The sequence below is a fragment of the Microbacterium sp. F01 genome (genome assembly GCF_056156365.1).
On sequence record NZ_CM149592.1, the window covers coordinates 2,960,450 to 2,982,742 of the forward strand.

24 protein-coding genes are annotated in these 22,293 nt (G+C 70.4%); 10 read left to right on the top strand and 14 right to left on the bottom strand.

Annotated features, from left to right (window positions below; translation table 11 throughout):
* Window positions 1–57 precede the first annotated feature (57 nt).
* Both ACVN90_RS13585 and ACVN90_RS13590 read right to left on the bottom strand, forming a co-directional pair.
* Window positions 58–1,047, bottom strand: coding sequence for a DUF3027 domain-containing protein (locus ACVN90_RS13585; protein ID WP_475098765.1), 990 nt, complete (start codon window positions 1,045–1,047; stop codon window positions 58–60).
* Window positions 1,031–1,414: a cold-shock protein gene (locus ACVN90_RS13590; protein ID WP_056369550.1), complete on the bottom strand. Its 384-nt coding sequence runs from the start codon at window positions 1,412–1,414 to the stop codon at window positions 1,031–1,033. Before ACVN90_RS13590 ends, ACVN90_RS13585 begins: the two co-directional genes overlap by 17 nt.
* 196 nt (window positions 1,415–1,610) lie before the next feature.
* On the opposite strand from ACVN90_RS13590, the gene ACVN90_RS13595 reads away from it, so the two are divergent.
* Genes ACVN90_RS13595 through ACVN90_RS13605 form a run of 3 tightly spaced genes read left to right on the top strand, consistent with a single transcriptional unit; the run spans window position 1,611 to window position 5,310 of the window.
* Entirely contained in the window at window positions 1,611–1,874 is a 264-nt protein-coding gene (locus tag ACVN90_RS13595; protein ID WP_475098766.1) for a multidrug ABC transporter ATPase, read from the top strand.
* Between the two features lie 5 nt (window positions 1,875–1,879).
* Window positions 1,880–3,607, top strand: coding sequence for a helicase-associated domain-containing protein (locus ACVN90_RS13600; RefSeq protein WP_475098767.1), 1,728 nt, complete (start codon window positions 1,880–1,882; stop codon window positions 3,605–3,607).
* A gap of 47 nt (window positions 3,608–3,654) precedes the next feature.
* Entirely contained in the window at window positions 3,655–5,310 is a 1,656-nt protein-coding gene (locus tag ACVN90_RS13605) for a DNA repair helicase XPB (RefSeq protein WP_475098768.1), read from the top strand.
* Between the two features lie 58 nt (window positions 5,311–5,368).
* Here the strand turns inward: ACVN90_RS13605 and ACVN90_RS13610 are convergent, their stop codons facing one another.
* Together ACVN90_RS13610 and ACVN90_RS13615 are read right to left on the bottom strand one after the other, a co-directional pair.
* Entirely contained in the window at window positions 5,369–7,234 is a 1,866-nt protein-coding gene (locus ACVN90_RS13610) for a bifunctional metallophosphatase/5'-nucleotidase (RefSeq protein ID WP_475098769.1), read from the bottom strand.
* Window positions 7,235–7,419: 185 nt separating this feature from the next.
* Window positions 7,420–8,292, bottom strand: a complete 873-nt coding sequence (locus ACVN90_RS13615; RefSeq protein ID WP_475098770.1) for an alpha/beta fold hydrolase — start codon at window positions 8,290–8,292, stop codon at window positions 7,420–7,422.
* Window positions 8,293–8,366: 74 nt separating this feature from the next.
* Between ACVN90_RS13615 and ACVN90_RS13620 the strand changes: the two genes are divergently transcribed.
* Window positions 8,367–8,915: a TetR/AcrR family transcriptional regulator gene (locus ACVN90_RS13620; protein WP_475098771.1), complete on the top strand. Its 549-nt coding sequence runs from the start codon at window positions 8,367–8,369 to the stop codon at window positions 8,913–8,915.
* A gap of 19 nt (window positions 8,916–8,934) precedes the next feature.
* On the opposite strand, the gene ACVN90_RS13625 is transcribed toward ACVN90_RS13620, so the two are convergent.
* From ACVN90_RS13625 to folE, 4 genes are read right to left on the bottom strand one after another with little or no spacing between them, the layout of a single operon-like run.
* Entirely contained in the window at window positions 8,935–9,642 is a 708-nt protein-coding gene (locus tag ACVN90_RS13625) for a pyrimidine reductase family protein (protein WP_475098772.1), read from the bottom strand.
* Window positions 9,642–10,550: a dihydropteroate synthase gene (gene folP, locus ACVN90_RS13630; RefSeq protein WP_475098773.1), complete on the bottom strand. Its 909-nt coding sequence runs from the start codon at window positions 10,548–10,550 to the stop codon at window positions 9,642–9,644. Before folP ends, ACVN90_RS13625 begins: the two co-directional genes overlap by 1 nt.
* On the bottom strand, window positions 10,547–11,767 hold the full coding sequence (locus tag ACVN90_RS13635) for an NAD(P)/FAD-dependent oxidoreductase (RefSeq protein ID WP_475098774.1): 1,221 nt from the start codon (window positions 11,765–11,767) through the stop codon (window positions 10,547–10,549). The genes folP and ACVN90_RS13635 overlap by 4 nt, the downstream gene beginning before the upstream one ends.
* A 28-nt stretch (window positions 11,768–11,795) precedes the next feature.
* Window positions 11,796–12,398 (bottom strand): GTP cyclohydrolase I, encoded by a 603-nt coding sequence (gene folE, locus ACVN90_RS13640; protein WP_475098775.1) that lies wholly within the window; start codon window positions 12,396–12,398, stop codon window positions 11,796–11,798.
* 101 nt (window positions 12,399–12,499) lie between these two features.
* Between folE and ACVN90_RS13645 the strand changes: the two genes are divergently transcribed.
* From ACVN90_RS13645 to ACVN90_RS13660, 4 genes are all read left to right on the top strand, one after another.
* A complete protein-coding gene (locus ACVN90_RS13645) occupies window positions 12,500–13,189 on the top strand; it encodes a helix-turn-helix transcriptional regulator (RefSeq protein ID WP_475098776.1) in 690 nt (229 codons plus the stop codon).
* A gap of 64 nt (window positions 13,190–13,253) precedes the next feature.
* Complete coding sequence (locus ACVN90_RS13650) at window positions 13,254–13,946, top strand: response regulator (RefSeq protein ID WP_116196168.1); 693 nt, start codon at window positions 13,254–13,256, stop codon at window positions 13,944–13,946.
* A 148-nt stretch (window positions 13,947–14,094) separates the two neighbouring features.
* Complete coding sequence (locus ACVN90_RS13655; RefSeq protein WP_475102128.1) at window positions 14,095–15,729, top strand: sensor histidine kinase; 1,635 nt, start codon at window positions 14,095–14,097, stop codon at window positions 15,727–15,729.
* A gap of 139 nt (window positions 15,730–15,868) precedes the next feature.
* On the top strand, window positions 15,869–16,156 hold the full coding sequence (locus tag ACVN90_RS13660) for a WXG100 family type VII secretion target (protein WP_475098777.1): 288 nt from the start codon (window positions 15,869–15,871) through the stop codon (window positions 16,154–16,156).
* Window positions 16,157–16,232: 76 nt separating this feature from the next.
* On the opposite strand, the gene groL is transcribed toward ACVN90_RS13660, so the two are convergent.
* The 5 genes from groL to ACVN90_RS13685 all read right to left on the bottom strand — a co-directional run bounded on the left by groL (window position 16,233) and on the right by ACVN90_RS13685 (window position 20,291).
* The gene (gene groL / locus ACVN90_RS13665; RefSeq protein WP_475098778.1) at window positions 16,233–17,852 is read right to left on the bottom strand and encodes a chaperonin GroEL; all 1,620 of its coding nucleotides are present in this window, start codon (window positions 17,850–17,852) and stop codon (window positions 16,233–16,235) included.
* Window positions 17,853–18,041: 189 nt separating this feature from the next.
* The gene (locus ACVN90_RS13670) at window positions 18,042–18,242 is read right to left on the bottom strand and encodes a cold-shock protein (RefSeq protein ID WP_045298154.1); all 201 of its coding nucleotides are present in this window, start codon (window positions 18,240–18,242) and stop codon (window positions 18,042–18,044) included.
* Window positions 18,243–18,372: 130 nt separating this feature from the next.
* Window positions 18,373–18,942 carry a LytR C-terminal domain-containing protein gene (locus ACVN90_RS13675; RefSeq protein ID WP_475098779.1) on the bottom strand — a complete coding sequence of 190 codons (570 nt, stop codon included), beginning with the start codon at window positions 18,940–18,942 and terminating at the stop codon, window positions 18,373–18,375.
* Window positions 18,943–19,010: 68 nt separating this feature from the next.
* Complete coding sequence (locus ACVN90_RS13680; protein WP_475098780.1) at window positions 19,011–19,259, bottom strand: DUF3263 domain-containing protein; 249 nt, start codon at window positions 19,257–19,259, stop codon at window positions 19,011–19,013.
* Window positions 19,260–19,268: 9 nt separating this feature from the next.
* A complete protein-coding gene (locus ACVN90_RS13685; RefSeq protein ID WP_475098781.1) occupies window positions 19,269–20,291 on the bottom strand; it encodes a DUF2332 family protein in 1,023 nt (340 codons plus the stop codon).
* A gap of 121 nt (window positions 20,292–20,412) precedes the next feature.
* On the opposite strand from ACVN90_RS13685, the gene msrB reads away from it, so the two are divergent.
* Complete coding sequence (gene msrB / locus ACVN90_RS13690) at window positions 20,413–20,829, top strand: peptide-methionine (R)-S-oxide reductase MsrB (RefSeq protein ID WP_475098782.1); 417 nt, start codon at window positions 20,413–20,415, stop codon at window positions 20,827–20,829.
* Complete coding sequence (locus tag ACVN90_RS13695) at window positions 20,829–21,374, top strand: nitroreductase family protein (RefSeq protein ID WP_475098783.1); 546 nt, start codon at window positions 20,829–20,831, stop codon at window positions 21,372–21,374. The genes msrB and ACVN90_RS13695 overlap by 1 nt, the downstream gene beginning before the upstream one ends.
* Window positions 21,375–21,393: 19 nt before the next feature.
* On the opposite strand, the gene pucL is transcribed toward ACVN90_RS13695, so the two are convergent.
* A complete protein-coding gene (pucL, locus tag ACVN90_RS13700; RefSeq protein WP_475098784.1) occupies window positions 21,394–22,293 on the bottom strand; it encodes a factor-independent urate hydroxylase in 900 nt (299 codons plus the stop codon).

Here is a 22,293-nt window from a genome sequence, read left to right on the forward strand (position 1 = left end):
TGGATCCCACCGCGCTGCGGGCGGCGGGATCCACCCTTTCGTCATGTCCGGAGGAGGTCAGGCCCCTTCGGTGTCGAAGTCGTCGTCCTCGTCGTCGGAGTCGTCCTCGTCGTCGTCGGAGTCGTCCTCGTCCTCGTCGTCGAAGTCGTCTTCCTCGGAGTCCTCGAAGTCGTCCTCGTCGGAGTCGTCCTCCTCGTCGAGCTCGTCCTCGTCGTCGAAGTCGTCCTCGTCGGAGTCATCGTGCTCATCCGACTCGTCATCGTCCTCGTCCGAGTCGTCGTGCTCGTCCTCATCCTCGTCGAGGTCGTCCTCGTCGTCGGAGTCGTCCTCGACAGCGGCGTCGGCGAGCTCGTCGATGTCGACGCCGTCGACGTCCCCCGCGTGGAGGATGGGCGAGCCGTCCTCGTCGAAGTCGGACGCGTCCAGGTCGTCGACGTCCTCGAGCTCCTCGTGGTCGTCGTCTTCGTCGGCGTGCGCCGCCTCCGCCAGGGCGGCCTGCGCGGCGTGATAATCGGCGAGGCGCACCGCCCACGGCACCCAGTCGGGCGCGAGCAGCGCGCCGTCGCCGGGAAGGAGCTCGACCTCGAGCACGGTCGGCTCGGCATCCTCGACGCGCGCGAGGCTGACGGTCCAGAACCAGCCGGGGTAGCCCGCGAGGCGATTCGCGAAGCGCAGCGAGACGACGCCGTCGGCCTCGACGCGATAGCCCGCGGGGTCGCCGATCGTGGCCTCGGGCGTGATCTCACGGAGTGCGGCGAGCGCCAGGTCGTGTGCTGCCAGCAGCTGCGGATCGGGGTCGACGGGCACGACCACCTCCACGACTTCCTCGACCTCGACGGCCTCGGCCGTCTCCGCGCTCTCCGAAGCCTCGTCGACGCCCTCGACGGGCGCGCCGTCGGTCCCGTCAACGGCTTCGACCTCGACCTCGACGGCCTGCGCCTCGTCCGAAGCGAGGGTGGAGGCATCCGTCACGGATTCGTCCGAAGGAGCGCCGGCGTCGATCACGACGTCGACGACAGGGTCGGTCGGCTCAGGCGTCGAGCTCATCGGCGACCTTGCGCAGGACCGCGGCGACCTTCTTGGCGTGCGCGCCGCTCGGGTAGCGGCCGTGACGGAGGTCTCCGCCGATGCCGTCCAGGAGCTTCACGAGGTCCTCGATGATGATCGCCATGTCGTCGGCGGGCTTGCGTGAGCGCTTGGCGAGGCTCACCGGAGCCTCGAGCACGCGCACCGAGAGGGCCTGCGGACCGCGCTTGCCATCGGCGATGCCGTACTCCAGGCGCGTCCCCGCCTTGGGCGCGGGCGTGCCGGGCGGAAGGGCAGTGGCGTGCAGGAAGACGTCCTGACCGTCTTCGGAGGAGATGAAGCCGAACCCCTTCTCCTCGTCGTAGAACCTGACCTTGCCGGTGGGCATCGAAACCTCGCTGGATCGGCGCCCGCGAGGTGTCGCGGGCGAAACAATGCATGACAAAAGCGGGGTCTTCCAACCCCGCCTCCCAGCCTAACGGTTCGGTGTCCGCCGGGACCCCACGGCGCAGCATCCGTCATCCGCGATCCCGAACGCGCGCCGGGGGACCGCGGCGAGGACGCCAGCGAGTAGGCTGGTGCGGATGAGCACGAACCCCTCCGGCGACGTTCCCGTCCGCCGCATCGACCGCATCCTGGCCTTCATGTCGCTGGGCCTGCTCGTGCTCTCGATCGTGAGCTTCTTCGCGATCATGATCGCCTCGGCCTCCGGCGCCGACATGAGCACCGGCATCTGGCCGATCGTCGGCGTGCTGGTGTACATCGCCCCCATCGTCGCGTTCGCGCTGCTTCTCGCGGTCCTCATCATGAGCTTCGTGCGGAGGGCCCGGGCGAACCGAGGGGGCTGACCCGGTTGGTCTCCGACGCGCGCGCCCTGGCGACGCGGCTCGCCGAACTCGGTGACGCCGCGCTCGCCTCGACGCTCGCCGCTCGCGGCGTCTCACCCCAGGCCGGCTGGCACGACTTCTTCGACGCCGCCGAGGGGCTGCTCGAGACCGCGTCCGTCGACCGGGCGTTGACGCGCCTCGACCGGGACGACCTCCTCGCCCTCGCCTCCCGCGACGCCGGCGTCGACGGCGAACCCGCACGCCTCGCCCTCACCGACGCCGAGGGCACGGCGTACACCGCGGTCGCTGAGCGAGTGACCGCTGCGGCCGCCGCCGCGCCGGAGGCCTTCGCCGCCGCACCCACGCCCGTCGAGCCGGCTCCCGCCGACGCCCGCGCCGCCGCCGCGGCCGCGGAGCGCGCGTTCACCACGGCCGGCTCGCTCGCCGACGTGCTGCTCGCCTGTTCGCACACGCCGCTCGCGCGCACCGGCGCAGGCCCGGTGAGCGCCGTGGACCGTCGGCGGCTGATGGATGCCGGCGCCCTCGAGTTCGCCGATGACCTCGAGGATCTGCTCGCCTCGGCGGCAGGGGCCGGCCTTGCGACCGCGCATGAACGCGAGTGGACCGTCACCGACGCCGGCGAGCAGTGGCTGAAGGCTCCGACCGCGGCTCGGTGGGAGGCGATCGCCGAGGGCTTCCGGGCGAGCCTTCCCCGCGGGCTGCGCACGTCGTCGCACGGCTTCCTGACACCGGACTCCTGGCCCGGCATGTACCCGCTCGACCCCGAGTGGCCCGCTCGAGCGGAGCGGCTCCACCGCATCGGCGTGCACTGGGGGCTGTTCGCCTCCGACCGCTCCCCCGCCGAGTTCCCCTGGACGGCGGCCCTTCGGGCGGGAGGCCCGGCGGATGCCACGAGCATGGCGCCGTACCTCCCGCACGAGATCGACCGCGTCTACCTGCAGGCCGATCTCACCGCGATCGCGCCGGGCCCGCTCGCGCCCGCCCTCGACCTGCGTCTGCGCTCCATAGCCCTGCGGGAGTCGCGCGCTCAGGCGTCGACGTACCGCTTCACGGCGGAATCGATCGGTGCCGGCATGACCGAGGGTGAGACTGCCGAGTCGATGCGCGACTTCCTCGCGGGTCTGTCGCTCACCGGCATCCCGCAGCCACTGGCGTACCTCATCGAGAGCACGGCCTCCCGGCACGGCCTGGTGCGCGTGCGGGCCGACGACGCCACGGGTCGCACCCGCGTCGAGAGTCCCGACGCGGGCCTTCTCGACGCGATCACCGTCGACCAGGCGCTGCGGCCTCTGGGGCTGCTCGTACTCGAAGGCGACGACGCGCTCTCGTCGCGCGTGGCTCGTGACGCGGTCTACTGGACCCTCGCCGACGCGCGCTACCCGGTCATCGCCCTCGACGCGCGGGGGGTGCCCGAGTCGATCCACCGCCGGACGACGGCGACGGCGTCCGAGCCGACGGGCACCCCACAGCAGGCGTACGCGCGCCTCATCGGCACCCTGCGCGGCGGGCACGGCACCGATGGCGAGTCCGGCTGGCTCGAGCGCGAGTTGGAGCAGGCGGTGCGCGCCCGCGCCGAGATCGTGGTGGTCGTGCGCATGCCGGACGGCTCCGAGCGCTCGTTCACCCTCGAGGCCGCCGGCCTCGGCGGCGGCCGCCTGCGCGGCCGCGACCGCGCCGCCGACATCGAGCGCACGCTGCCCGTGTCGAGCATCGTGAGCGTCCGCGCAGCCTGAGGCCGCAGCATCCACCCTCGCTCTCCACGCCGGTAGACTGGTCCGTTATGGCTGACGGCCCCCTCATCGTCCAGAGCGACCGCACCGTGCTGCTCGAAGTCGCGCACCCCGATGCCGAGAGCGCGCGGCACGAACTCGCGATCTTCGCCGAGCTCGAGCGCGCGCCCGAGCACATCCACACGTACCGCATCACGCGGCTCGGACTGTGGAACGCGCGCGCCGCGGGGCACGACGCCGAAGACATGCTCGCGACCCTCGACCGCTGGTCGCGCTTCCCCGTGCCGCCGTCGGTGTCGATCGACATCGCCGAGACGGTGGGCCGCTACGGCCGCCTCGTCATCGAGCGCAACAGCGTCGAGAAGGGCGGTGACGGCGAGTTGGTCCTGCGATCGACGGATGCTGCGGTCCTCGCCGAGGTGTCGAAGAACAAGCGCATCCAGCCGCTGCTGATCGGGCACCCCGCCCCCGACGCGTACGTGATCGACGCGTGGGCTCGGGGTCAGATCAAGCAGGAGCTGCTGAAGATCGGCTGGCCCGCCGAGGACCTCGCAGGCTACACGCCGGGCACCCCGCACCCCATCGACCTCGCGGAGGACGGCTGGCACCTGCGGCCGTACCAGCGTCAGGCCGTCGACATCTTCACGCAGGGCGGTTCCGGCGTCGTCGTGCTGCCCTGCGGCGCGGGCAAGACGCTCGTGGGCGCGGCCGCGATGGCCGACACCAAGACCACGACGCTGATCCTCGTGACCAACACCGTCAGCGCCCGCCAGTGGCGCGACGAGCTCCTCAAGCGCACGTCGCTCACGCCCGAGGAGATCGGCGAGTACTCGGGCCAGACCAAGGAGATCAAGCCGGTCACGATCGCGACGTACCAGATCCTCACCGCGAAGCGAAAGGGGGAGTACGCGCACCTGGCGCTGCTGGACGCGCTCGATTGGGGTCTCATCGTGTACGACGAGGTCCACCTGCTCCCGGCGCCCGTCTTCAAGCTGACGGCCGACCTGCAGGCCCGGCGCCGTCTCGGCCTCACCGCCACCCTGGTGCGCGAGGACGGCCGCGAGGGCGACGTGTTCAGCCTCATCGGCCCCAAGCGGTTCGACGCCCCGTGGAAGGAGATCGAGGCCCAGGGCTTCATCTCCCCCGCCGTCTGCTACGAGGTGCGCGTCGACCTGCCCGCCGGCGACCGCCTCGAGTACGCCGCCGCGGCCGACGACGAGCGCTATCGCCTCGCCGCGACGGCGCCCGCGAAGATCGGCGTGGTGCGCGACCTGGTGGCGCGGCACGAGGGCGAACGCATCCTGATCATCGGCCAGTACCTCGACCAGATCGACGTGCTCGCCGAAGCGCTCGACGCGCCCAAGATCACCGGCCAGACCCCGGTCGACGAGCGCGAGGAGCTGTACCAGGCGTTCCGCGTGGGCGAGATCTCGGTGCTCGTGGTGTCGAAGGTCGCGAACTTCTCGATCGATCTGCCCGAGGCATCCGTCGCGATCCAGGTGTCGGGGTCGTTCGGCTCGCGTCAGGAGGAGGCGCAGCGCCTCGGACGCCTGCTGCGCCCGAAGCAGTCGAACCACACGGCCAGTTTCTACACCCTGATAGCGCGCGACACCGTCGATCAGGACTTCGCGCAGAACCGCCAGCGCTTCCTCGCCGAGCAGGGCTACGCGTACACGATCCTCGACGCGCACTCGCTCGCGGCCTGAAGCAGGCACGGACGAGGCCCGGCGCTGATCCCAGCGCCGGGCCTCGTGGCTGTCGGAGTTACGGCGCCCCGATGATGCGCTCGAGCGGACCCGGCGTGTACGGGCTGTTCGCCGACAGGTACGCCGCGAAGGCGTCGATGTCGAGCCCGCCGTAGTACACGTTCTGCGCCTGCAGGAACGTCGGGAAGCCATCCCCGCCGCCGGCGAGGAAGTTGTTCGTCACGATGCGATACACCGTCGTGTCGACCAGCGGCTGCCCGTTGAGCGTGACCGCCCCGAGCGTCGTTCCCGTGTAGCTGTACGCGAAGCCCGCGCTGACCTGCAAGATCTTTCTCGCGCTGGCGTTCGGTCCGCTCCACTGTTCGTTCAGCAGCTGCTTGATCTGGGCGCCCGTGAGATCGAGAGAGACCAGGTAGTTGTTGAACGGCTGGACGGTGAACGCCTCCTCGAACGTGACCGCTCCGGGCGCCTCACCCCAGGATGACGCGTTGTACGTCAGATCCGCCCGGATGCCGCCGGGGTTCATCAGGGCGATGACCGGGGGCGCGTACGGCCCGACGACGCTCGGATCGGCGAGCTGGGCGTCCGCGATCAGATCACCGAGCGGTGTCTCGCCACCCGGATTCGCCGTCCGGTTGATGTCGGTCGAGATCTGGCCGATCACCTTGCTCGCGATCGGGGCCACCAGCGTCTTGTACTTGGCGATGAGCTGGGACTCGGCCTTGTCCTTCGGCACGTCACGGGTCACGAGGACGTTCGCGCTCTGCACGGACGTGCGCACAATGTCATCGGCCTTCTTGTCGTACGTCAGAGTCGTGTCGGTGTAGAGCCGCCCGAACGATGACGCCGAGGTCACCATGCGGTCGTTGCCCGCCGGGTCCTTGATGCTGCACACGTACGGCTGGTGCGTGTGACCCGAGATGATCATGTCGATCGCCGGATCGAGACCCTGCGCGATCGGGATGATCGGGCTCGTGGGGTCCAGTTGCGCGCCGTTGCCGCACGCCGCGTCGTAGGACGGGTTCACCTGGTAGGGGTTGTTGTTCTGGTCGTACCAGGTCTCCTGCCCGGGGACACCGCCCTGGTGGATCAGCACGACGATGGCGTTGACGCCCTTCGCCTTGAGTTCCGGCACCAGTGCGTTCGCCGTGGCGACCTCATCCTTGAACTCGAGCCCCGCGACGCCGGCCGCAGTGACGATGTCGGGAGTGTCCTTGAGCGTCATGCCGATGAACGCGATCTTGGCGCTCTTCATCTTCTCGATCGAGTAGGCGGGGAGGATCGTCTCGTTCGTACCCTCCTTGACGACGTTGGCGGCCAGATAATCGAAGTCCGCGCCGCGGAACTTGCGGTCGGGACACGAGTTCTGATTGTTCTCGCCGTCGCCGTCGTCGAGGCACCCTCCATCGGCCATGCGCTGCAGCTCCACATAGCCCTCGTCGAACTCGTGGTTGCCGACAGCGGACACGTCGAGCTTCAGGGCGTTGAGCGCCTCGATGGACGGCTCGTCGTGGAACGCGCCCGACAGCAGCGGCGATGCGCCGATGAGGTCGCCGGCCGCGACCGTGAGCGACCAGTGGTTCTTCGTGCGAGCCTGCGCCAAATGGGTGGCGAGATACTCGACGCCGCCGACTCCGGCCGGCGTGAGAGTGTCGGTGGTGATGTCCGTCGGCCTGGTCGCCCCGGCCGGAAGCGTGTGGTCGAGCACGAGCCGGCCACTCGAACCCGCGGGCGGCTCGAGGTTGCCGTGGAAGTCGTTGAACGACAGCAGCTGGATGTCGAACGTCTGACCTGGCGGGGTCTTCTTCTCGCCGGGTGCGGCGGTGGCCGCTGATCCCGGTCCGACCAGGGCGAGTGCGACCGCGGTGGCGGCGATGACCGCTCCTCCCGCCAGCCGGGCCGTCGATGTCTTGCGCGTGTGCACAGAACCCTCCCGATTCTTCTGGCGGGCGGCTCTGCCCACCGAGATGCACGCGTCCTCGTGGGCGCGATCACGAGAAACCTAATACAGGCCCTGCGGAAGCGACAGGGGCGGTCGGCGAACTTCACGAAACCGGAACGATCCGAAGGCACGGCCGCAGAGGGATGCTGCAGAACCGGGTGCGCCGCTCAGGTCAGCACGAATTCGGCCACCCGCCGTGCGACCTCCTCGGGGTTGTCGTCGACGAGGTAGTGCGCACCGCCGGGTACGAACTCGACGCGCGTGTGCGGTGCGTCTTCGGGCCTCACCGCCATGGCGCCCTTGGGCAGCAGCGCGTCGTCAGCGCCGAACAGCACCAGCGTCGGGGTATGCAGGATCCGCCCGCGATAGCCGCCCCGCATGATCTTCACGAAGGCGGGAAGGATCAGTCCGCGATAGAGCTTCGAGGCCGCGCGCGCCCGGGCAGGGTCCCGCAGCGTCGTGACGTATGCCTCGACATCCGCGGCGTCCATCGGTCGTCGCTCGAACCCGCGGAGCAGCCAGCGGGCGAGCCGCTGGCGTCCGCCCGAGAGAAGCCGTGGTCCGAGTCCCGGGGTGGCGATCACCCACTGGAACCACAGGTGGGGCATCGCCTTGGCCATCCCCGCGACGAGCGCGGGAGTCATGTCGAAGTACGGGGCCGGTACGGCGATGGCGACGTATCGGCGCACCCGATCGGGGTGGGCGAGGCACAGGTCGAATCCGACGAGCGCACCCCAGTCATGCGCCACGAGGTTCACCCGCTCGATCCCCAATTCGTCGAGGAGGGCGATCACGTCCCGCATGACCGTGGGCGTGTCATATCCCGAAGGCGGTGCCTCTGAGGTGCCCGCGCCGCGAAGGTCCGGCGCGATGACATGCGCTCTGTCCGCCAAGCCCGCCATCACCCTCGCCCATTCGCGGGAGCTCTCCGGGAAGCCGTGCAGGAAGAGCACCGGCTCGCCCACGCCGGCCTCGATCACGTGCATCCGCAATCCGTTCGCAGTGACCGCCCGCGAGCGGAGCTCGGTGACATCGGTCATGGCCCTGAGAATACTACTTTCGTAGTACCCTGTCACTACTTTCGTAGTGCGGAATGTTCGCCTACTGTCGTCGCATGGCATCCACTCGCGATCGAGCACTGGACGCCGCGCTCGCGCTCGTGGGTGAACAAGGCATCAGGGCGTTGACGCACGCCCGGGTCGACGAGCGCGCGGGCCTGCCGAAGGGATCGACATCGAACTGGTTCCGCACCCGCGACGCGCTCGTCGCCGGCGTCGCCGCCTGGCTCGCGGAGGCTGAGCGCGCTGAGCTGTCCGGATCCGAGGCACCACCGATCGAGACCCCCGAACAGCTCATCGAGGCGCTCAGCGCGGTGATCGCGTTTCAGACCGGACCCCTCGCCTCGCGCACACGCGCACGCTACGCACTGTTCCTTGAAGGCGCAGGCGACCCCGAACTGCTTGCTCCGCTGCTGGCGCAGCGCCGGATCTTCGTCGAGTGGACGACCGCGATCCTCGCTCGCATCGGCGCACGGGCTCCCGAAGACGCTGCCCGCACGCTGATGGCGGCCGGCGAGGGGCTCTTGCTGCACCGTGTCACCGTGGACCCTAATGCCGAGATCCGACCCGTCATCGAGCGCGCCGTCCGCGCATGCCTCGACTGACCGAATGCACCGGCCGGCGTCACGGCGCGACGTAGCGGAGGAACGCGAAGCCTTCGTCGTCGGTCACGACACCCGCGAGTTCGAACCGGCGGTCCACCTCGGCGGCCCCTTGCACGATCCGACCGGCGTCTCCCCCGACGAACCGGGGCGCCAGCGTGACGCAGACCTCGTCGACCAGGTCCGCCTCCAGCAGCGCGCCGAAGAGGTGCGGACCGCCCTCGCACAGCACCTGCGTCCAGCCCCGCCTCGCGAACGCGTCCAGCATCGCGGCGAGATCGACCTCGTCCTGGCCGCACGCCATCACCGTGGCCACCGATTCGAAGCGCCCGCCGTCGGCGGCGGCCGCAGCATCCGTCGTCACGATCACGGGCCTGCGCACGGCCTCGGCGAAGACCGCGTCGGCCGGATCGAGGTGCAGGCCGCCGCTGACCACGGCGAGCGCGGGCTGGTCGTCCAGGCCGCGCGCGCGGCGCCACTCGATGTCGCCCGGATCGACCTTCAGCCCGCCGTAGCCCTCGGCACGCACGGTTCCGGCCCCGACGAGCACGACGTCGGCCATCGCACGCAGCACCTGCATGAGCTCGCGATCGGTGTCGCCGCCGAGCGCGCCGCTGCGGCCCCCGAGCGTGACCGCGCCGTCGGCGCTCGAGACGAAGTTCATGCGCACGCGCGTGCCGTCGCGGCCGTGAAGCGCGTAGGCGTCGAAGAGCTCGGAACGCGTGGGCATCAGCCGTTCCCCTCCGGTCGGGTGTTGTGCAGTTCGTAGGCGGGATCACGCCAGCCCAGGATCGCCTCCACCATGCGCATCGCGTCGACGGTCTCGCGCACGTTGTGCGCACGCACGATGCGCGCGCCGTTCAGAGCGCAGAACACCGCCGCGGCGAGCGAGCCGGGCAGGCGGTCGCCCTTCTCCCTGTCGAGCGTCTCGCCCACGAAGTCCTTGTTCGACAGAGCCACCAGCAGCGGCGCACCGAGCCCGGCGAGCTCGCCGAGCCGCCTGGTGAGCTCGAGGGTCTGCCGCGTGTTCTTGTTCAGGTCGTGCCCGGGGTCGAGCACGATGCGCGAGTCGGGGACGCCGTGCTCCCGCGCCCGCTCGCGCCGCGCGACCAGGAACTCGGCGATGTCGCCGATCACGTCGTCGTAAGACGGGAGTGGATGCTGCGTCCGCGGCGCCGCGAGACTGTGGGCGATGACCACCCCGGCGCCACCCTGCGCCACCATGTCGGCCATCGCCGGATCGTGCAGGCCCGTCGTGTCGTTGATGATCGCGGCGCCCGCCTCGATCGCCGCCCGGGCGACCTCGGGGTGGAACGTGTCGACGCTCACACGTGCGATCGGCGCCAGCTCGCGCACGACGGGCACGACGCGCGCGATCTCGTCGGCGACCGGCACCGCCGGCCCCGGCGCGAACTTCACGCCACCGACGTCCACGATCTCGGCGCCGGCCTCGACGGCGGCGAACCCCGCGGCGACCGCCGCGTCGAGCGCGAACGTCGCACCCCGGTCGTAGAACGAGTCGGGCGTGCGGTTCACGATCGCCATGACCGCGATGTGCCGCGACAGGTCGAGCGCACCGCCCGGCAGGTCGAGCACCGGGGCGGCGAGGGCCGAGGCGGTGTCGGGAGCGAGCGTCACGGCAGCAAGTCCTCCAGGGGTATGTCGGAGTCACGGAGCCGGTCCGGGGCGATCCGGGCTCCTGCGCGGATGAGGTCCTGCACCTTGTCGTTCACGTCCCACACGTTGACGTTCATGCCCGCGACGATACGGCTGTCGTCGGTCCAGAAGGCGATGAACTCGCGCGCGTCGAGATCGCCGCGCACCACGATCTCGGCATCCGCCATCAGCGGCGCGTATCCCGACAGCTCCATGCCGAGGTCGTACTGGTCGGTGTAGAAGTACGGGATGTCGTCGAAGGATGCCGGCTTCCCGAGCATCGACCGCGCCACGACCTTCCCGGCGTTCAGGGCGTTCGCCCAGTGCTCACTGCGCAGATGCTGCTGCAGCACCGGGTGGTAGGCGTTCGCGACGTCACCTGCCGCGTACACGTCGGCCGCGCTCGTGCGCAGCCCCTCGTCGGTGAGCACGCCGTTCAAGAGGTCGAGCCCCGCCTCTTCGGCGAGTGCGGTGTTCGGCGACGCCCCGACGCCGACGAGCACGAGATCGGCGGGAATCGTCTCGCCGTCGACCACGACGCCCTCGGCGCGGTCGTCGCCCACGATCCGGTCCACGCCGACGGACGTGCGGAGGTCGACGCCGTGCTCGAGGTGGAGCCCCCGGAACACCTCCCCCATCTCGGTGCCGAGCGCCATCGCGAGCGGCACCGCATCGCGCTCGACGATCGTGACGTCGTTGCCGAAGCCTCGTGCCGTGGCGGCGACCTCCATGCCGATCCAGCCCGCGCCGATCACCACGAGCTTCTTGCCGACTTCGCGCAGCTGCGCCGCGAGCTCGTCGGAGTCGTCGAGACGCCGCAGCGTCATGACCCCGGCCAATTCGTGTCCGGCCAGCGGGATCATGCGCGGCGTGGCGCCCGTTGCGAGCAGCACCGCGTCGTACGCCAGCCGCTCGCCGTCGTCCAGCTCCACCGCGTGCGCGGCGGGCTCGAGCGAGGTGACCGCGACTCCGGTGACGAGGCGGATACCGTGCTCGTCGTACCACTCGGCGGGATGCAGGATGACAGCGTCCAGCCCCTCATCGCCCGCGAGATACCCCTTCGACAGCGGGGGCCGCTGATAGGGCGGATGCGCCTCGGCGGCGACGATGGTGATGTCGCCCTCGAACCCCTCGTCCCGCAGTGCCTCGGCGGCTGTTCCGCCAGCGAGGCCTCCCCCGATGATCAGCATGTGGCTCATGACGACTCCTCTCGTCTCTGTCAGGGCGTCACACGGGGCGCGCTCCGATGAATCGTGCTTGCAGCGCGAGGTCGGTGGCGAGCGCTCCGCGGAACGCCGTGGTCGTGGTGAGGGCGTTCTCGGTGCGCACGCCTCGCGCCGACATGCACAGGTGCTCGGCCTCGACCACGACGCCGACGCCGCGCGGTTCCAGTGCCGTCTCGAGCGTGCGTGCGATCTGCACGGTCAGCGCCTCCTGCACCTGGAGCCCGCGCGCGTGGTGCGCCACGACGCGGGCGAGCTTCGAGAGGCCCACGAGCCGCCCGCCCGGCACGTACCCGACGGTGGCGGTGCCGCGGAAGGTCAGGAGGTGATGGCGGCAGAGCGACACGAACGGGATGCCGCGCACCACGACCGGCTCGTCGTAGGCGTCCTCGTTCGCGAACGTCGTCATCTCGAACGGCTCGGGCGTGATCATCTCGATGAAGGCGTCCGCGACGCGCCGCGGCGTCTCGATGAGATCACCCCCGTCGGGATCGAACCCGAGCGCCGCAAGCAGGTCGGCGACCGCGACCATCGCCGCGTCGCGATCGATCGGGGCTTCGTCGGGCAGGGCGTGCAACGCCGTCGCGTGCGCCGGGGTCGACATCATCGCCGCTCCTTCCGTTGAGCGCGATCGGCTCGCCTGGCCCCGACGCTAGATCGCTCGGATTCTTTTGTCAAGGTTTCTGCTTTTAGAGGTAGACTCGCGCCGTGAGCACTCTCACCCCCAACCGCGCCGACGCGGTCGCGGCGCTCGCCGACCCGCAGCGCCGCGAGCTGTACCGCCTCGCGACCGAGCGGCCGATCGGCCGCGACGAGGCCGCAGCCGCGCTCGGAATGCCGCGGAGCACGGCAGCTGTGAACCTCGATCGATTGGCGGATGCCGGACTCCTGACGGTCTCGTACGAGCGGCGTTCGGGTCGCACCGGGCCCGGCGCCGGGCGCCCGGCGAAGCTCTACCGGGCAGCCGACGCCGAGCTCGCCGCCACCATCCCGGAGCGGCACTACGAGCTCGCGGGCTCGCTGCTCGCCGCCGCCGCCGACGCGGCCGATCAGCGCGGGGTGCCGGTGCGCGACGCGCTCGACGCGGAAGCCTTCGCCGCCGGGGCCGCGATCGGCGCCGGGTGCGCCGACCTGGAGGAGGCGCTCGTGCTGTGCGGCTACGCGCCGCGCGCGAAGGACACGGATGCTGCGGACGAGGCCGAGCACGCAGCATCCACTGATCTCGTGCTCGAGAACTGCCCCTTCCACGCCCTCGCCATCCGGCACACGGCCCTCATCTGCGGGGCGAACCTCGAGCTCGTGAAGGGGCTCGCGACCGCGACGGACGACGCGCGGACGCCCGTCCTGGCGCCTGCGGCCGGCCGCTGCTGCGTCGAGATCCGCCAAGACGTCGACTGACGGATTCTCGGCCGCGTCGCCCGATATCCAGACGCCGCATCAGTTCCGCCGACATAATGAGGGCATGACCGCACCGCGCATCCTCGTCGTGGACGACGAACCGAACATTCGCGACCTGCTGATCACGAGCCTGCGATTCGCCGGATTCCAGGTACGGGCCGTGTCCAATGGCGCCCAGACGATCTCGGCGGTGCTCGAGGAGGAGCCGGACCTCATCATCCTCGACGTGATGCTGCCCGACATGAACGGGTTCAGCGTCACCAAGCGCCTCCGCGGCGCCGGCTACACCGCGCCGATCCTCTTCCTCACCGCGAAGGACGAGACCGAAGACAAGATCACCGGCCTCAATGCCGGCGGCGACGACTACGTCACCAAGCCCTTCAGCCTCGACGAGATCGTCGCCCGCATCCAGGCGATCCTGCGCCGCACCATGCAGGCCGACGAGGAGTCGATGATCCGCGCCGGCGAGATCACGATGGACCAGGACACCCACGATGTGCAGGTGGGCGACGCCTCGATCGATCTCAGCCCCACCGAGTTCAAGCTCCTGCGCTACCTGATGCTCAACCCCAACCGCGTGCTGTCGAAGGCGCAGATCCTCGACCACGTGTGGGAGTACGACTTCAACGGCGACGCCGGCATCGTCGAGAGCTACATCTCCTACCTGCGCCGCAAGATCGACCCGCACTCGTCCGAGCCGCTCATCCAGACCAAGCGCGGCTTCGGCTACATGCTGAAGGCCGGCAAGACCGCATAGCGCGGGAGCGAGCGAGGGGGACGATCTGGCGCACAAGCCCGACGCGATCACCCGGTGGTGGCGCGGCACGAGTCTGCGCGCGAAGGTCACCGGGGTCACCGTCGCGCTCCTCGGAATCGGGCTCATCGCCGCCGGCGTCGGCACGGCGCTGTTCCTGCGCAACTCTCTGATCGACGGGGTCGAGACGCAGCTCATCGCCCTCGCCCGCACCGAGGCGGGCGCTCCGCTGCTCGAGTTCTCCTCCGTCGACGGACGCCTCGAAGTGGAGGAGAAGGAGGGCACCGCCGACGTCGACTACTTCGTGGCGGTCTACGAGCCGACGACGACGGAGGAGAACCTCCTCGCGCTGGTCGGCGGACGCGGCGGCCCCTCCCCCGATGTGCCCACCACGCTGACCCCCGAGCGCGCGGTCACGGAGGAGCTGCAGATCCAGCAGCTCATGTCGGAGGACGGGGAGGCGGAGTTCCTCGCCACCGTCTCGACCCAGCCCTCCGAAGACACCGGCATCCTCTACCCGCAGCTGGTGGCCCTCCCCCTGGCGAGCGTCAATCGCACCATCGCGCAGTACATCGGCATCTACTCGATCCTCGCCCTGGTGGTCCTGATCGCGGGCGCCGTGGCCACTCGTTTCCTCGTCACCCTGACGTTCCGCAGCCTCGGCCAGGTGGAGTCCACCGCCGACGCCATCGCGGGCGGCGACTTCAGCCTCCGCATGACCGACATCGAGCCGACGACGACCGAGGTCGGCCGCCTCAAGACGGCGATCAACGCGATGCTCGACCGCGTCGACGCGGCGCTCTCGCAGCGCGACTCGACGGTCCGCCAGATGCGCCGGTTCGTCGGCGACGCGAGTCACGAACTGCGGACGCCGCTCGTCACTGTCCGCGGGTACGCCGAGCTGTACCGCATGGGCGCGATCCGCGGCGACGAGGACGTGGCGCAGTCCATGGAGCGCATCGAGAAGGAGGCGATCCGCATGGGTGTCCTCGTGGAGGACCTCCTCGCGCTCGCCCGCCTCGACGAGCGTCGCGACGTCGTGATCGGTCCCGTCGACCTGCGGCCCATCGCGCGCGACGCCGCCCTCGACGTGCGCGCCGCCTCGCCGATGCGCCCGGTCACCGTCATCGACACCACGGTCGACGAGCCTGCGCTGCCGCCCGAGGACGAGGCATCGGTCCCGCCTGAGACCAAGCGCCGCGCCGGCGGGCCGTCGGCGAGGGCGCGTGCCGGCGCGACGCTGTCGCTGCTGCGCCGCCGGCCGAAGCCCGTGCCCGCGGCGGGGGCCGCCGCCAGCACAGCGCTCCCGACGATCCTTCCCGACGCGGAGCCGCAGCCGCCCGCCGACGGCCTCCCGCCGGTGGTGCTCGGCGACGAGAACCGCATCCGCCAGGTCGTCACGAACCTGCTCGGCAACGCGCGGCGATATTCGTCGGAGGACTCCCCCGTCGAACTGCGCGTCGGCGTCGATGTGCGCGACCGCATGGGGTGGATCGAGGTGATCGACCACGGCGAGGGCGTGCCCGACCAGATCAAGGACAAGATCTTCCAGCGCTTCTGGCGGGCCGACACCTCGCGCACGCGCGAGACCGGCGGATCCGGACTCGGCCTCTCGATCGTCGCCTCGATCGTGGAGGCGCTGCACGGATCCGTCGACGTCGTCGACACGCCCGGCGGCGGTGCGACCTTCCGCGTGGCGTTCCCACTCGCCGACGCCCGCGACGCCGCCGAGCACCTCGACCTCGCGACGCAGCCGATGGCGAGGCTCACCGACGCTCCCGAGTGAGCGCCTCCTCCCCAGCCGCCGCTCCCGCCGCATCGTGCACAACTGATGACGGATGCTGCGACGCCACGTCGTCGGACGCTTAGCGTGGCTTCACCGCGGGTTCGGCATCCGGCCGCCGCACGTTGATCAGGAGCCCCGAATGGCCGTCTTCACCGTCGACAGCGACACCATCCTCACCTCGACCGCCACGGTGCGCGGCACGATCGACCGGCTGCAGGCCGAGTCGAACGCGATGCTCGCGCAGCTCACCCAGCTGCAGTCCTCGTGGACCGGCTCGGCCTCGGCCGCGTTCGCGGGCGTCGTCGAGCAGTGGCGCGCGACGCAGCGTCAGGTCGAGGATTCCCTGGCGAGCATCAACGCCTCGCTCGCGGCGGCCGGCCGCCAGTACGCCGACACCGAGCTGGCGACGACGAGCCTGTTCCGCTGACCCCTGGAACGCAGAACGGCCCCTCCGCGAGGAGGGGCCGTTCTGCGAACGCGTTACGCGGTCGTGGAGTTCTGGATCAGAAGTCCATGCCACCGGTCGGGTCGCCGACGGGAGCGGCGGCCTTCTCGGGCTTGTCGGCGACGACGGCCTCGGTCGTGAGGAACAGGCCGGCGATCGACGCGGCGTTCTGCAGCGCCGAACGGGTCACCTTGGCGGGGTCGATGATGCCCTGCTGGAACAGGTCACCGTACTCGCCCGTGGCCGCGTTGAGGCCGTGGCCCAGCGGGAGCTCCGAGACCTTGTTGGCCACGACGCCCGGCTCGAGACCGGCGTTGAGGGCGATCTGCTTCAGCGGAGCCTCGATCGCGACGCGCACGATGTTGGCACCGGTCGCCTCGTCACCCGAGAGCTCAAGGGAGTCGAGAGCCTTGCGGCCCGACTGGATGAGCGCGACGCCACCACCGGCGACGATGCCCTCCTCGACGGCAGCCTTCGCGTTGCGGACGGCGTCCTCGATGCGGTGCTTGCGCTCCTTGAGCTCGACCTCGGTGGCCGCGCCCGCCTTGATGACGGCGACGCCGCCGGCGAGCTTCGCGAGGCGCTCCTGGAGCTTCTCGCGGTCGTAGTCGCTGTCGGTGTTGTCGATCTCGCGGCGGATCTGGGTCACGCGACCCTCGATCTGGCCCGCCTCGCCGGCGCCCTCGACGATCGTGGTCTCGTCCTTGGTGACGATGACCTTGCGCGCACGGCCGAGCAGGTCGAGGGTGGCGTTCTCCAGCTTGAGACCGACCTCCTCGGTGATGACCTGGCCGCCGGTGAGGATCGCGATGTCCTGCAGCTGCGCCTTGCGACGGTCGCCGAAGCCGGGAGCCTTGACGGCGACCGACTTGAAGATGCCGCGGATCTTGTTCAGCACGAGCGTCGCGAGAGCCTCGCCCTCGACGTCCTCGGCGATGATGACGAGCTCCTTGCCGTCCTGGATCACCTTGTCGACGACGGGCAGAAGGTCCTTGATGTTCGAGATCTTCTGGTTCGCGATGAGGATGTACGGGTCCTCGAAGACGGCCTCCTGGCGCTCCGGGTCCGTGACGAAGTAGGGGTTGATGTAACCCTTGTCGAAGCGCATGCCCTCGGTGAGCTCGAGCTCGGTGCCGAAGGTCTGCGACTCCTCGACGGTGACGACGCCCTCCTTGCCCACCTTGTCGATGGCCTCGGCGATGAGCTGGCCGATCTCGGGGTCGGCGGCCGAGATCGACGCGGTCGCGGCGATCTGGTCCTTGGACTCGACCTCCTTGGCCGACTCGAGCAGCTCGGCGGTGATGGCCGCGACAGCCTTCTCGATGCCCTTCTTGAGCGAGATGGGGTCGGCGCCGGCGGCGACGTTGCGCAGGCCCTCGCGCACGAGCGCCTGGGCGAGAACCGTGGCGGTGGTGGTGCCGTCACCGGCGACGTCGTCGGTCTTCTTGGCGACCTCCTTGACGAGCTCCGCACCGATCTTCTCGTACGGGTCGTCCAGCTCGATCTCCTTGGCGATGGAGACACCGTCGTTCGTGATCGTGGGGGCGCCCCACTTCTTCTCGAGCACGACGTTGCGACCGCGCGGGCCGAGCGTCACCTTGACGGCGTCGGCGAGGATGTTCAGGCCGCGCTCGAGGCCGCGACGGGCCTCCTCGTCGAAAGCGATGATCTTTGCCATGTGTGTGTCGTCCCTCCGGAACGTTGGCTTTGGGTATTAGCACTCAATGAAGACGAGTGCTAAATCATTCTGGCACTCGACCCTATCGAGTGCAAGCCGCAGAGACGGATGCTGAAACGCAAGGAGACGGGACGCCTTTCGGCATCCCGTCTCCGATGTCGGTTCAGCGTCGGGCGCTGAGCCGGGTGTTCAGACGACGCGCACGGACTCGGCCTGCGGCCCCTTCTGGCCGGAGCCGACCGTGAACTCCACGGTCTGCCCCTCCTCCAGCACGCGGAAGCCCGACATGTCGATGTTCGAGTAGTGGACGAAGACGTCCTGGCCGTCGGCGACGGTGATGAAGCCGAATCCCTTCTCGGCGTTGAACCATTTCACGGTGCCCTGGGTCATGCGTATCTCCTGTAGCCGGCGGTGCAGGGCTTCATCGTATGCAGGCGAAAACGCCGGTCCCGGCCGTTTCGTCACTTGTTGACACGCAGGCACTCAAGTGTTTACCCGCACGAAACACGCGATCTGCGGGTCAGGGCGTAGGGGCCGGCGTCTGCCCCGCGGCGGTGCGGTCGAGGCCGATCACCACCGTGAGCTGCGGCACGCCCTCGGTGGTCGCGGGGTACGCCTCGCTCTGCTCGATCTCGGCACCGCCGATGACTCCGGCGAGACCCGCGGCAGCCGCCTCGTCGGCGGGATCGACGTAGTACACGGTGGTCGTCGGGAAGTCCTGCGAGCCCGCCTCGCCCGCGGTCACCTTGTCGTCGGCCCAGCCCGCGCCGACGACGACGTCCTTCATCTGCGTCGCGAGGCCCTGCTCGGGGGTGGCGTTGAGGATCATTACGTCGTAGTTCACGTCGACCACGGGCGTCACTTCGGGGACCGGCTCGACGGTCGGGGTGGGCGTGGGGACCAGCTCGATGCGGCCCGACGCCAGCAGGGTGCCGAAGATGCCGACGACGATGAGCACGACAGTGGCGAGCGCCGCCCACAGCAGCACGACCCAGCCGCGCATGCGCGGGTTCTCGGCACGGTGGGCGCCGACGCGGTCCGTCTCCGGCACATCGTCGAAACGATCCCGGGGGTAGCTGGTGGTCGGCACCCGTCGATGTTACCCGCCGGTGACTGGGCGACCCGTCTGCGACCGCCCGCGTGGCGCGGAGCGAGTGCTCAGCGCGCGTCGGCCGCGCGGCCCGCGCGCTCGTGCAGCCGCGCCTCGCGCAGCCGGCGCAGCCGCTTCACGAGCATGGGGTCGTGCTCCTGCGCGTCGGTCGTGTCGATGAGGCGGCCGAGCAACTGGTAGTACCGCGCCGGCGACAGCCCCAGATCCGAGCGGATCGCCTCCTCCTTGGCCCCCGCGTGCCGGCGCCACTCGCCCTCGAAGTCGAGGATGGCGCGGTCGCGGTCGGTCAGGGGCACGCGTCCACGCTAGCCCGCGGCATCCGTTCCTGGACTGCGCCACGCGCGCCAGTGCACGAACGAGCCGAGCGGGTCCACCGCGGCGAGCGCCTCGCCGTCGCGGCCCAGCACGAAGCCGTCCCACGACGCGGCGTCGACGGGAGGACGCCACCGGTCGTGCAGGGCCGGCGGGTCGATGGTGACCCACACCGCATCGAGTGTGCGCACGGCGTCGAGAAGGCGCTCGCGACCCGCCCACGGGATGTGCGGCAGCACGCCCGGCGTCGTGACGACGAGCGTCGCGGCGGAGGGCGCGAGCGCTGCGGCGGTGCGCAGCACCTCCGGGTCGGAGGCATCGCCGGCGAACAGCGCCGGCGGGTCGGCCGCGACGATGTCGAGAGCGGCCGAGATGCGGTCGGCGCGCCCGCTCTCCCCCGGCCACACGAGGCTCGTGAGGAACCGCCGGTCACCCGGGTCCGCGGCATCCAGCGGCTCGAGGTCGATCCCGGCCCGCCACACGACCTCCGGCAGCCGCAGTGGCGGTTCGCCGGTGACGTCGCACTCCAGCACGACGGTCGAGGTGCCGCCTTCGGGGTCCAGTGTCACGACGCCGTCACTCCCCCGGTAGCGGTACGAATAGCGGTCGGGGTACAGGCACAGCCCGCCGCTGGCCCCGAGTTCGAGCAGCGCGATCGGCCCGTCGATCGTGCTGAGTGCCGGGAGGAGGGCCGCGCATCGCTGCGGCTCGTTGGTCTGCAGACGGCGGGCGGATGCCTCGGCCACGACCTCGTCGGCATGCGCGAGGAGCCATGCGGCCCAGGCCGCGAACGCACCCTCGGGCGCGCCGAGCATGCGGGTGACCGCGAACACGAGCGGCGGCTGCCGGCGCGTGGCCGGGATGCGCGCAAGGATCTCGGCGAGTTCGCCATCGGCGGCGACCCCCTCTGCCCACGCGGCGTAGAGCGCGGAGCGGCCGGGCGCCTCGTCGCGTGCGAAGCGCGCGTACCGTTCGACGACCGCGTCGGTCTCATCGCCCCCGGTCTGGTCCGCCACGCCCCTCATCCTCCCCCACCCGACCCGCTGCCCAGTCCCGTGAGACGAGTCCGCACCGCCCACCGCGCCCGCTGCTGGGGTTGAATGGAGGGTGGCCGTCGTCAGCGGCCGAGGAGGAACCATGACCTACGCCGTCGACAAGAGCGACGCCCAGTGGCGCGAAGACCTGACCGCCGACCAGTACGCCGTCCTGCGCCAGGCGGGCACCGAGCGCCCGTGGACCGGCGAGCTGCTCGACGAGAGCCGCGCCGGCCTCTACACGTGCGCGGCGTGCGGTGCCGAGCTGTTCCAGAGCGGCACGAAGTTCGACTCCCACTGCGGCTGGCCGAGCTTCTACGAGTCGATCCGCCCGGAGGCGGTCGAGCTCATCGAGGACAACAGCCACGGCATGGTGCGCACCGAGGTGCGCTGCGCGAACTGCGGCTCGCACCTGGGCCACGTGTTCCCCGACGGCTTCGGCACGCCGACCGGCGACCGCTACTGCATGAACTCGGTCTCGCTGCAGTTCACGCCCGGCGACCAGGCGGGAGCGGAGTGATGTCCGGCGCACTCGACGCCGCGCTGGCACGGCGGTCGTGGTCGAAGGTCACCGATGAGGCGCCGACGCACGACGAGCTCCTCGACTTCGTCGCCGCCGCCGGTCGCGTCGCCGACCACAAGTCGCTGCACCCGTGGCGCCTCATCGAACTGCGCGGCGGCGACCGCCAGCGTCTGGGCAAGGCGCTCAACAAGGCCGAGGGCCACAAGGGCTCGTCGTCCAAGCCGATGCGCGCGCCACTGATCATCGCGGTGGTGGCGAGCTACAGCAAGACGCACAAGGTGCCGCGGTGGGAGCAGGAGGCCGTCGCCTCCGGCGTCGCGCACCTGTTGAGCCTGGTGCTCGACGAGGCCGGCTGGGGCGTCTTCTGGCGCACCGCCGGCGAGAACACCCGGTCGAAGGTCGTCGCGAAGGCCCACGGCCTCAAGAAGAACGAAGAGCTCCTCGGCTGGCTGTACGTCGGCGGCAAGCCGAAGCGGTCGCGGCCGACGCGCCGGAAGGGCGTCGACGCCACTCGCTTCGTGAGCCGCATGCCCAAGGGCTGACGCCGGCGGCGCGCCGGCGTCAGCAGAAGCCGGCGATCCCGTTCCACGCCGGGTGGTTCCCGGTGACGCCGTCGCGCAGCACCGCCGCCTCGATCAGTCCGTAGGGGCGATCGGCGGCGTAGAACACCTCGTCGGCGTTGTCGAGTCCGAACGGTGCGAGGTCCACCGCGAAGTGGTGCAGGTTCGGCATCGAGAACCGGATCTCCTCGATCTCGGCGCGCGCCTCGAGCACACGCCGGCCCATCTCGTAGAGGGTCTGCTGCAGGGCGAGCGAGTGGGTCTCGGCGAACGCTTCGAGGAGCAGTCGCCGCACGTCGGCGAATGCCTCATCGAAGCCGACATCGAGGTTGCGGTAGCGCCACCTCGCCGTCACCGAGGTCGCCAGGAGGCGGTCATCCGTCTCAGCCAGCGTCGTGTACCGGTCGCGCACGAATCCGCGGAACTCCGAGCCCGTGGACTTCAGCACCGCGAGGTCGCGCAGCCCCGAGATGACGGTCGCCTCGGCTCCGACGAACGTGACGACGGCCGTGCGGATCTCGGTGCCGCCGCGCACGAACGAGTGATCGTGCCCCTCGCCGTCGACCGGGATGCGGTTCCAGGTGTACTGCTCGGCCTCCCAGCGGCCGCCGGTGACCCACGCGAACTCGCCGGTGAAGTGGCGGCCCAGCCGCAGCAGGAACTCTTCAGGCGCGCCGACGCCGTCGCGGGCGAAGGCGAACACCGTGTTCTTCTGCGTGTCGGTGGCGACGATGCGGGCGTTGTCGCCTTCGGTGTGGGCCGCCGTGAAGTCACCGCGCAGCTGCGAGGTCACGTCGAGGTCGGTGATCGAGTGCCGCGGGCCGTCGCGGTCGACCCGGACGAGCCGCACCTCGGCCTTGCCGTACTGGTTCGCGCCGAGCACGATGCCGGGCTCGGTCAT

Excerpts from the sequence above, each read along its gene's own strand:
- ACVN90_RS13585 (WP_475098765.1), bottom strand. The coding sequence starts at position 1,047 with ATGAGCTCGACGCCTGAGCCGACCGACCCTGTCGTCGACGTCGTGATC.
- ACVN90_RS13620 (WP_475098771.1), top strand. The coding sequence starts at position 8,367 with ATGGCATCCACTCGCGATCGAGCACTGGACGCCGCGCTCGCGCTCGTG.
- ACVN90_RS13670 (WP_045298154.1), bottom strand. The coding sequence starts at position 18,242 with ATGACCCAGGGCACCGTGAAATGGTTCAACGCCGAGAAGGGATTCGGC.
- msrB (WP_475098782.1), top strand. The coding sequence starts at position 20,413 with ATGACCTACGCCGTCGACAAGAGCGACGCCCAGTGGCGCGAAGACCTG.
- ACVN90_RS13650 (WP_116196168.1), top strand. The coding sequence starts at position 13,254 with ATGACCGCACCGCGCATCCTCGTCGTGGACGACGAACCGAACATTCGC.
- ACVN90_RS13590 (WP_056369550.1), bottom strand. The coding sequence starts at position 1,414 with ATGCCCACCGGCAAGGTCAGGTTCTACGACGAGGAGAAGGGGTTCGGC.
- folE (WP_475098775.1), bottom strand. The coding sequence starts at position 12,398 with ATGATGTCGACCCCGGCGCACGCGACGGCGTTGCACGCCCTGCCCGAC.
- ACVN90_RS13625 (WP_475098772.1), bottom strand. The coding sequence starts at position 9,642 with ATGCCCACGCGTTCCGAGCTCTTCGACGCCTACGCGCTTCACGGCCGC.
- ACVN90_RS13635 (WP_475098774.1), bottom strand. The coding sequence starts at position 11,767 with ATGAGCCACATGCTGATCATCGGGGGAGGCCTCGCTGGCGGAACAGCC.
- ACVN90_RS13660 (WP_475098777.1), top strand. The coding sequence starts at position 15,869 with ATGGCCGTCTTCACCGTCGACAGCGACACCATCCTCACCTCGACCGCC.
- pucL (WP_475098784.1), bottom strand. The coding sequence starts at position 22,293 with ATGACCGAGCCCGGCATCGTGCTCGGCGCGAACCAGTACGGCAAGGCC.
- ACVN90_RS13595 (WP_475098766.1), top strand. The coding sequence starts at position 1,611 with ATGAGCACGAACCCCTCCGGCGACGTTCCCGTCCGCCGCATCGACCGC.
- ACVN90_RS13605 (WP_475098768.1), top strand. The coding sequence starts at position 3,655 with ATGGCTGACGGCCCCCTCATCGTCCAGAGCGACCGCACCGTGCTGCTC.
- groL (WP_475098778.1), bottom strand. The coding sequence starts at position 17,852 with ATGGCAAAGATCATCGCTTTCGACGAGGAGGCCCGTCGCGGCCTCGAG.
- ACVN90_RS13615 (WP_475098770.1), bottom strand. The coding sequence starts at position 8,292 with ATGACCGATGTCACCGAGCTCCGCTCGCGGGCGGTCACTGCGAACGGA.
- ACVN90_RS13695 (WP_475098783.1), top strand. The coding sequence starts at position 20,829 with ATGTCCGGCGCACTCGACGCCGCGCTGGCACGGCGGTCGTGGTCGAAG.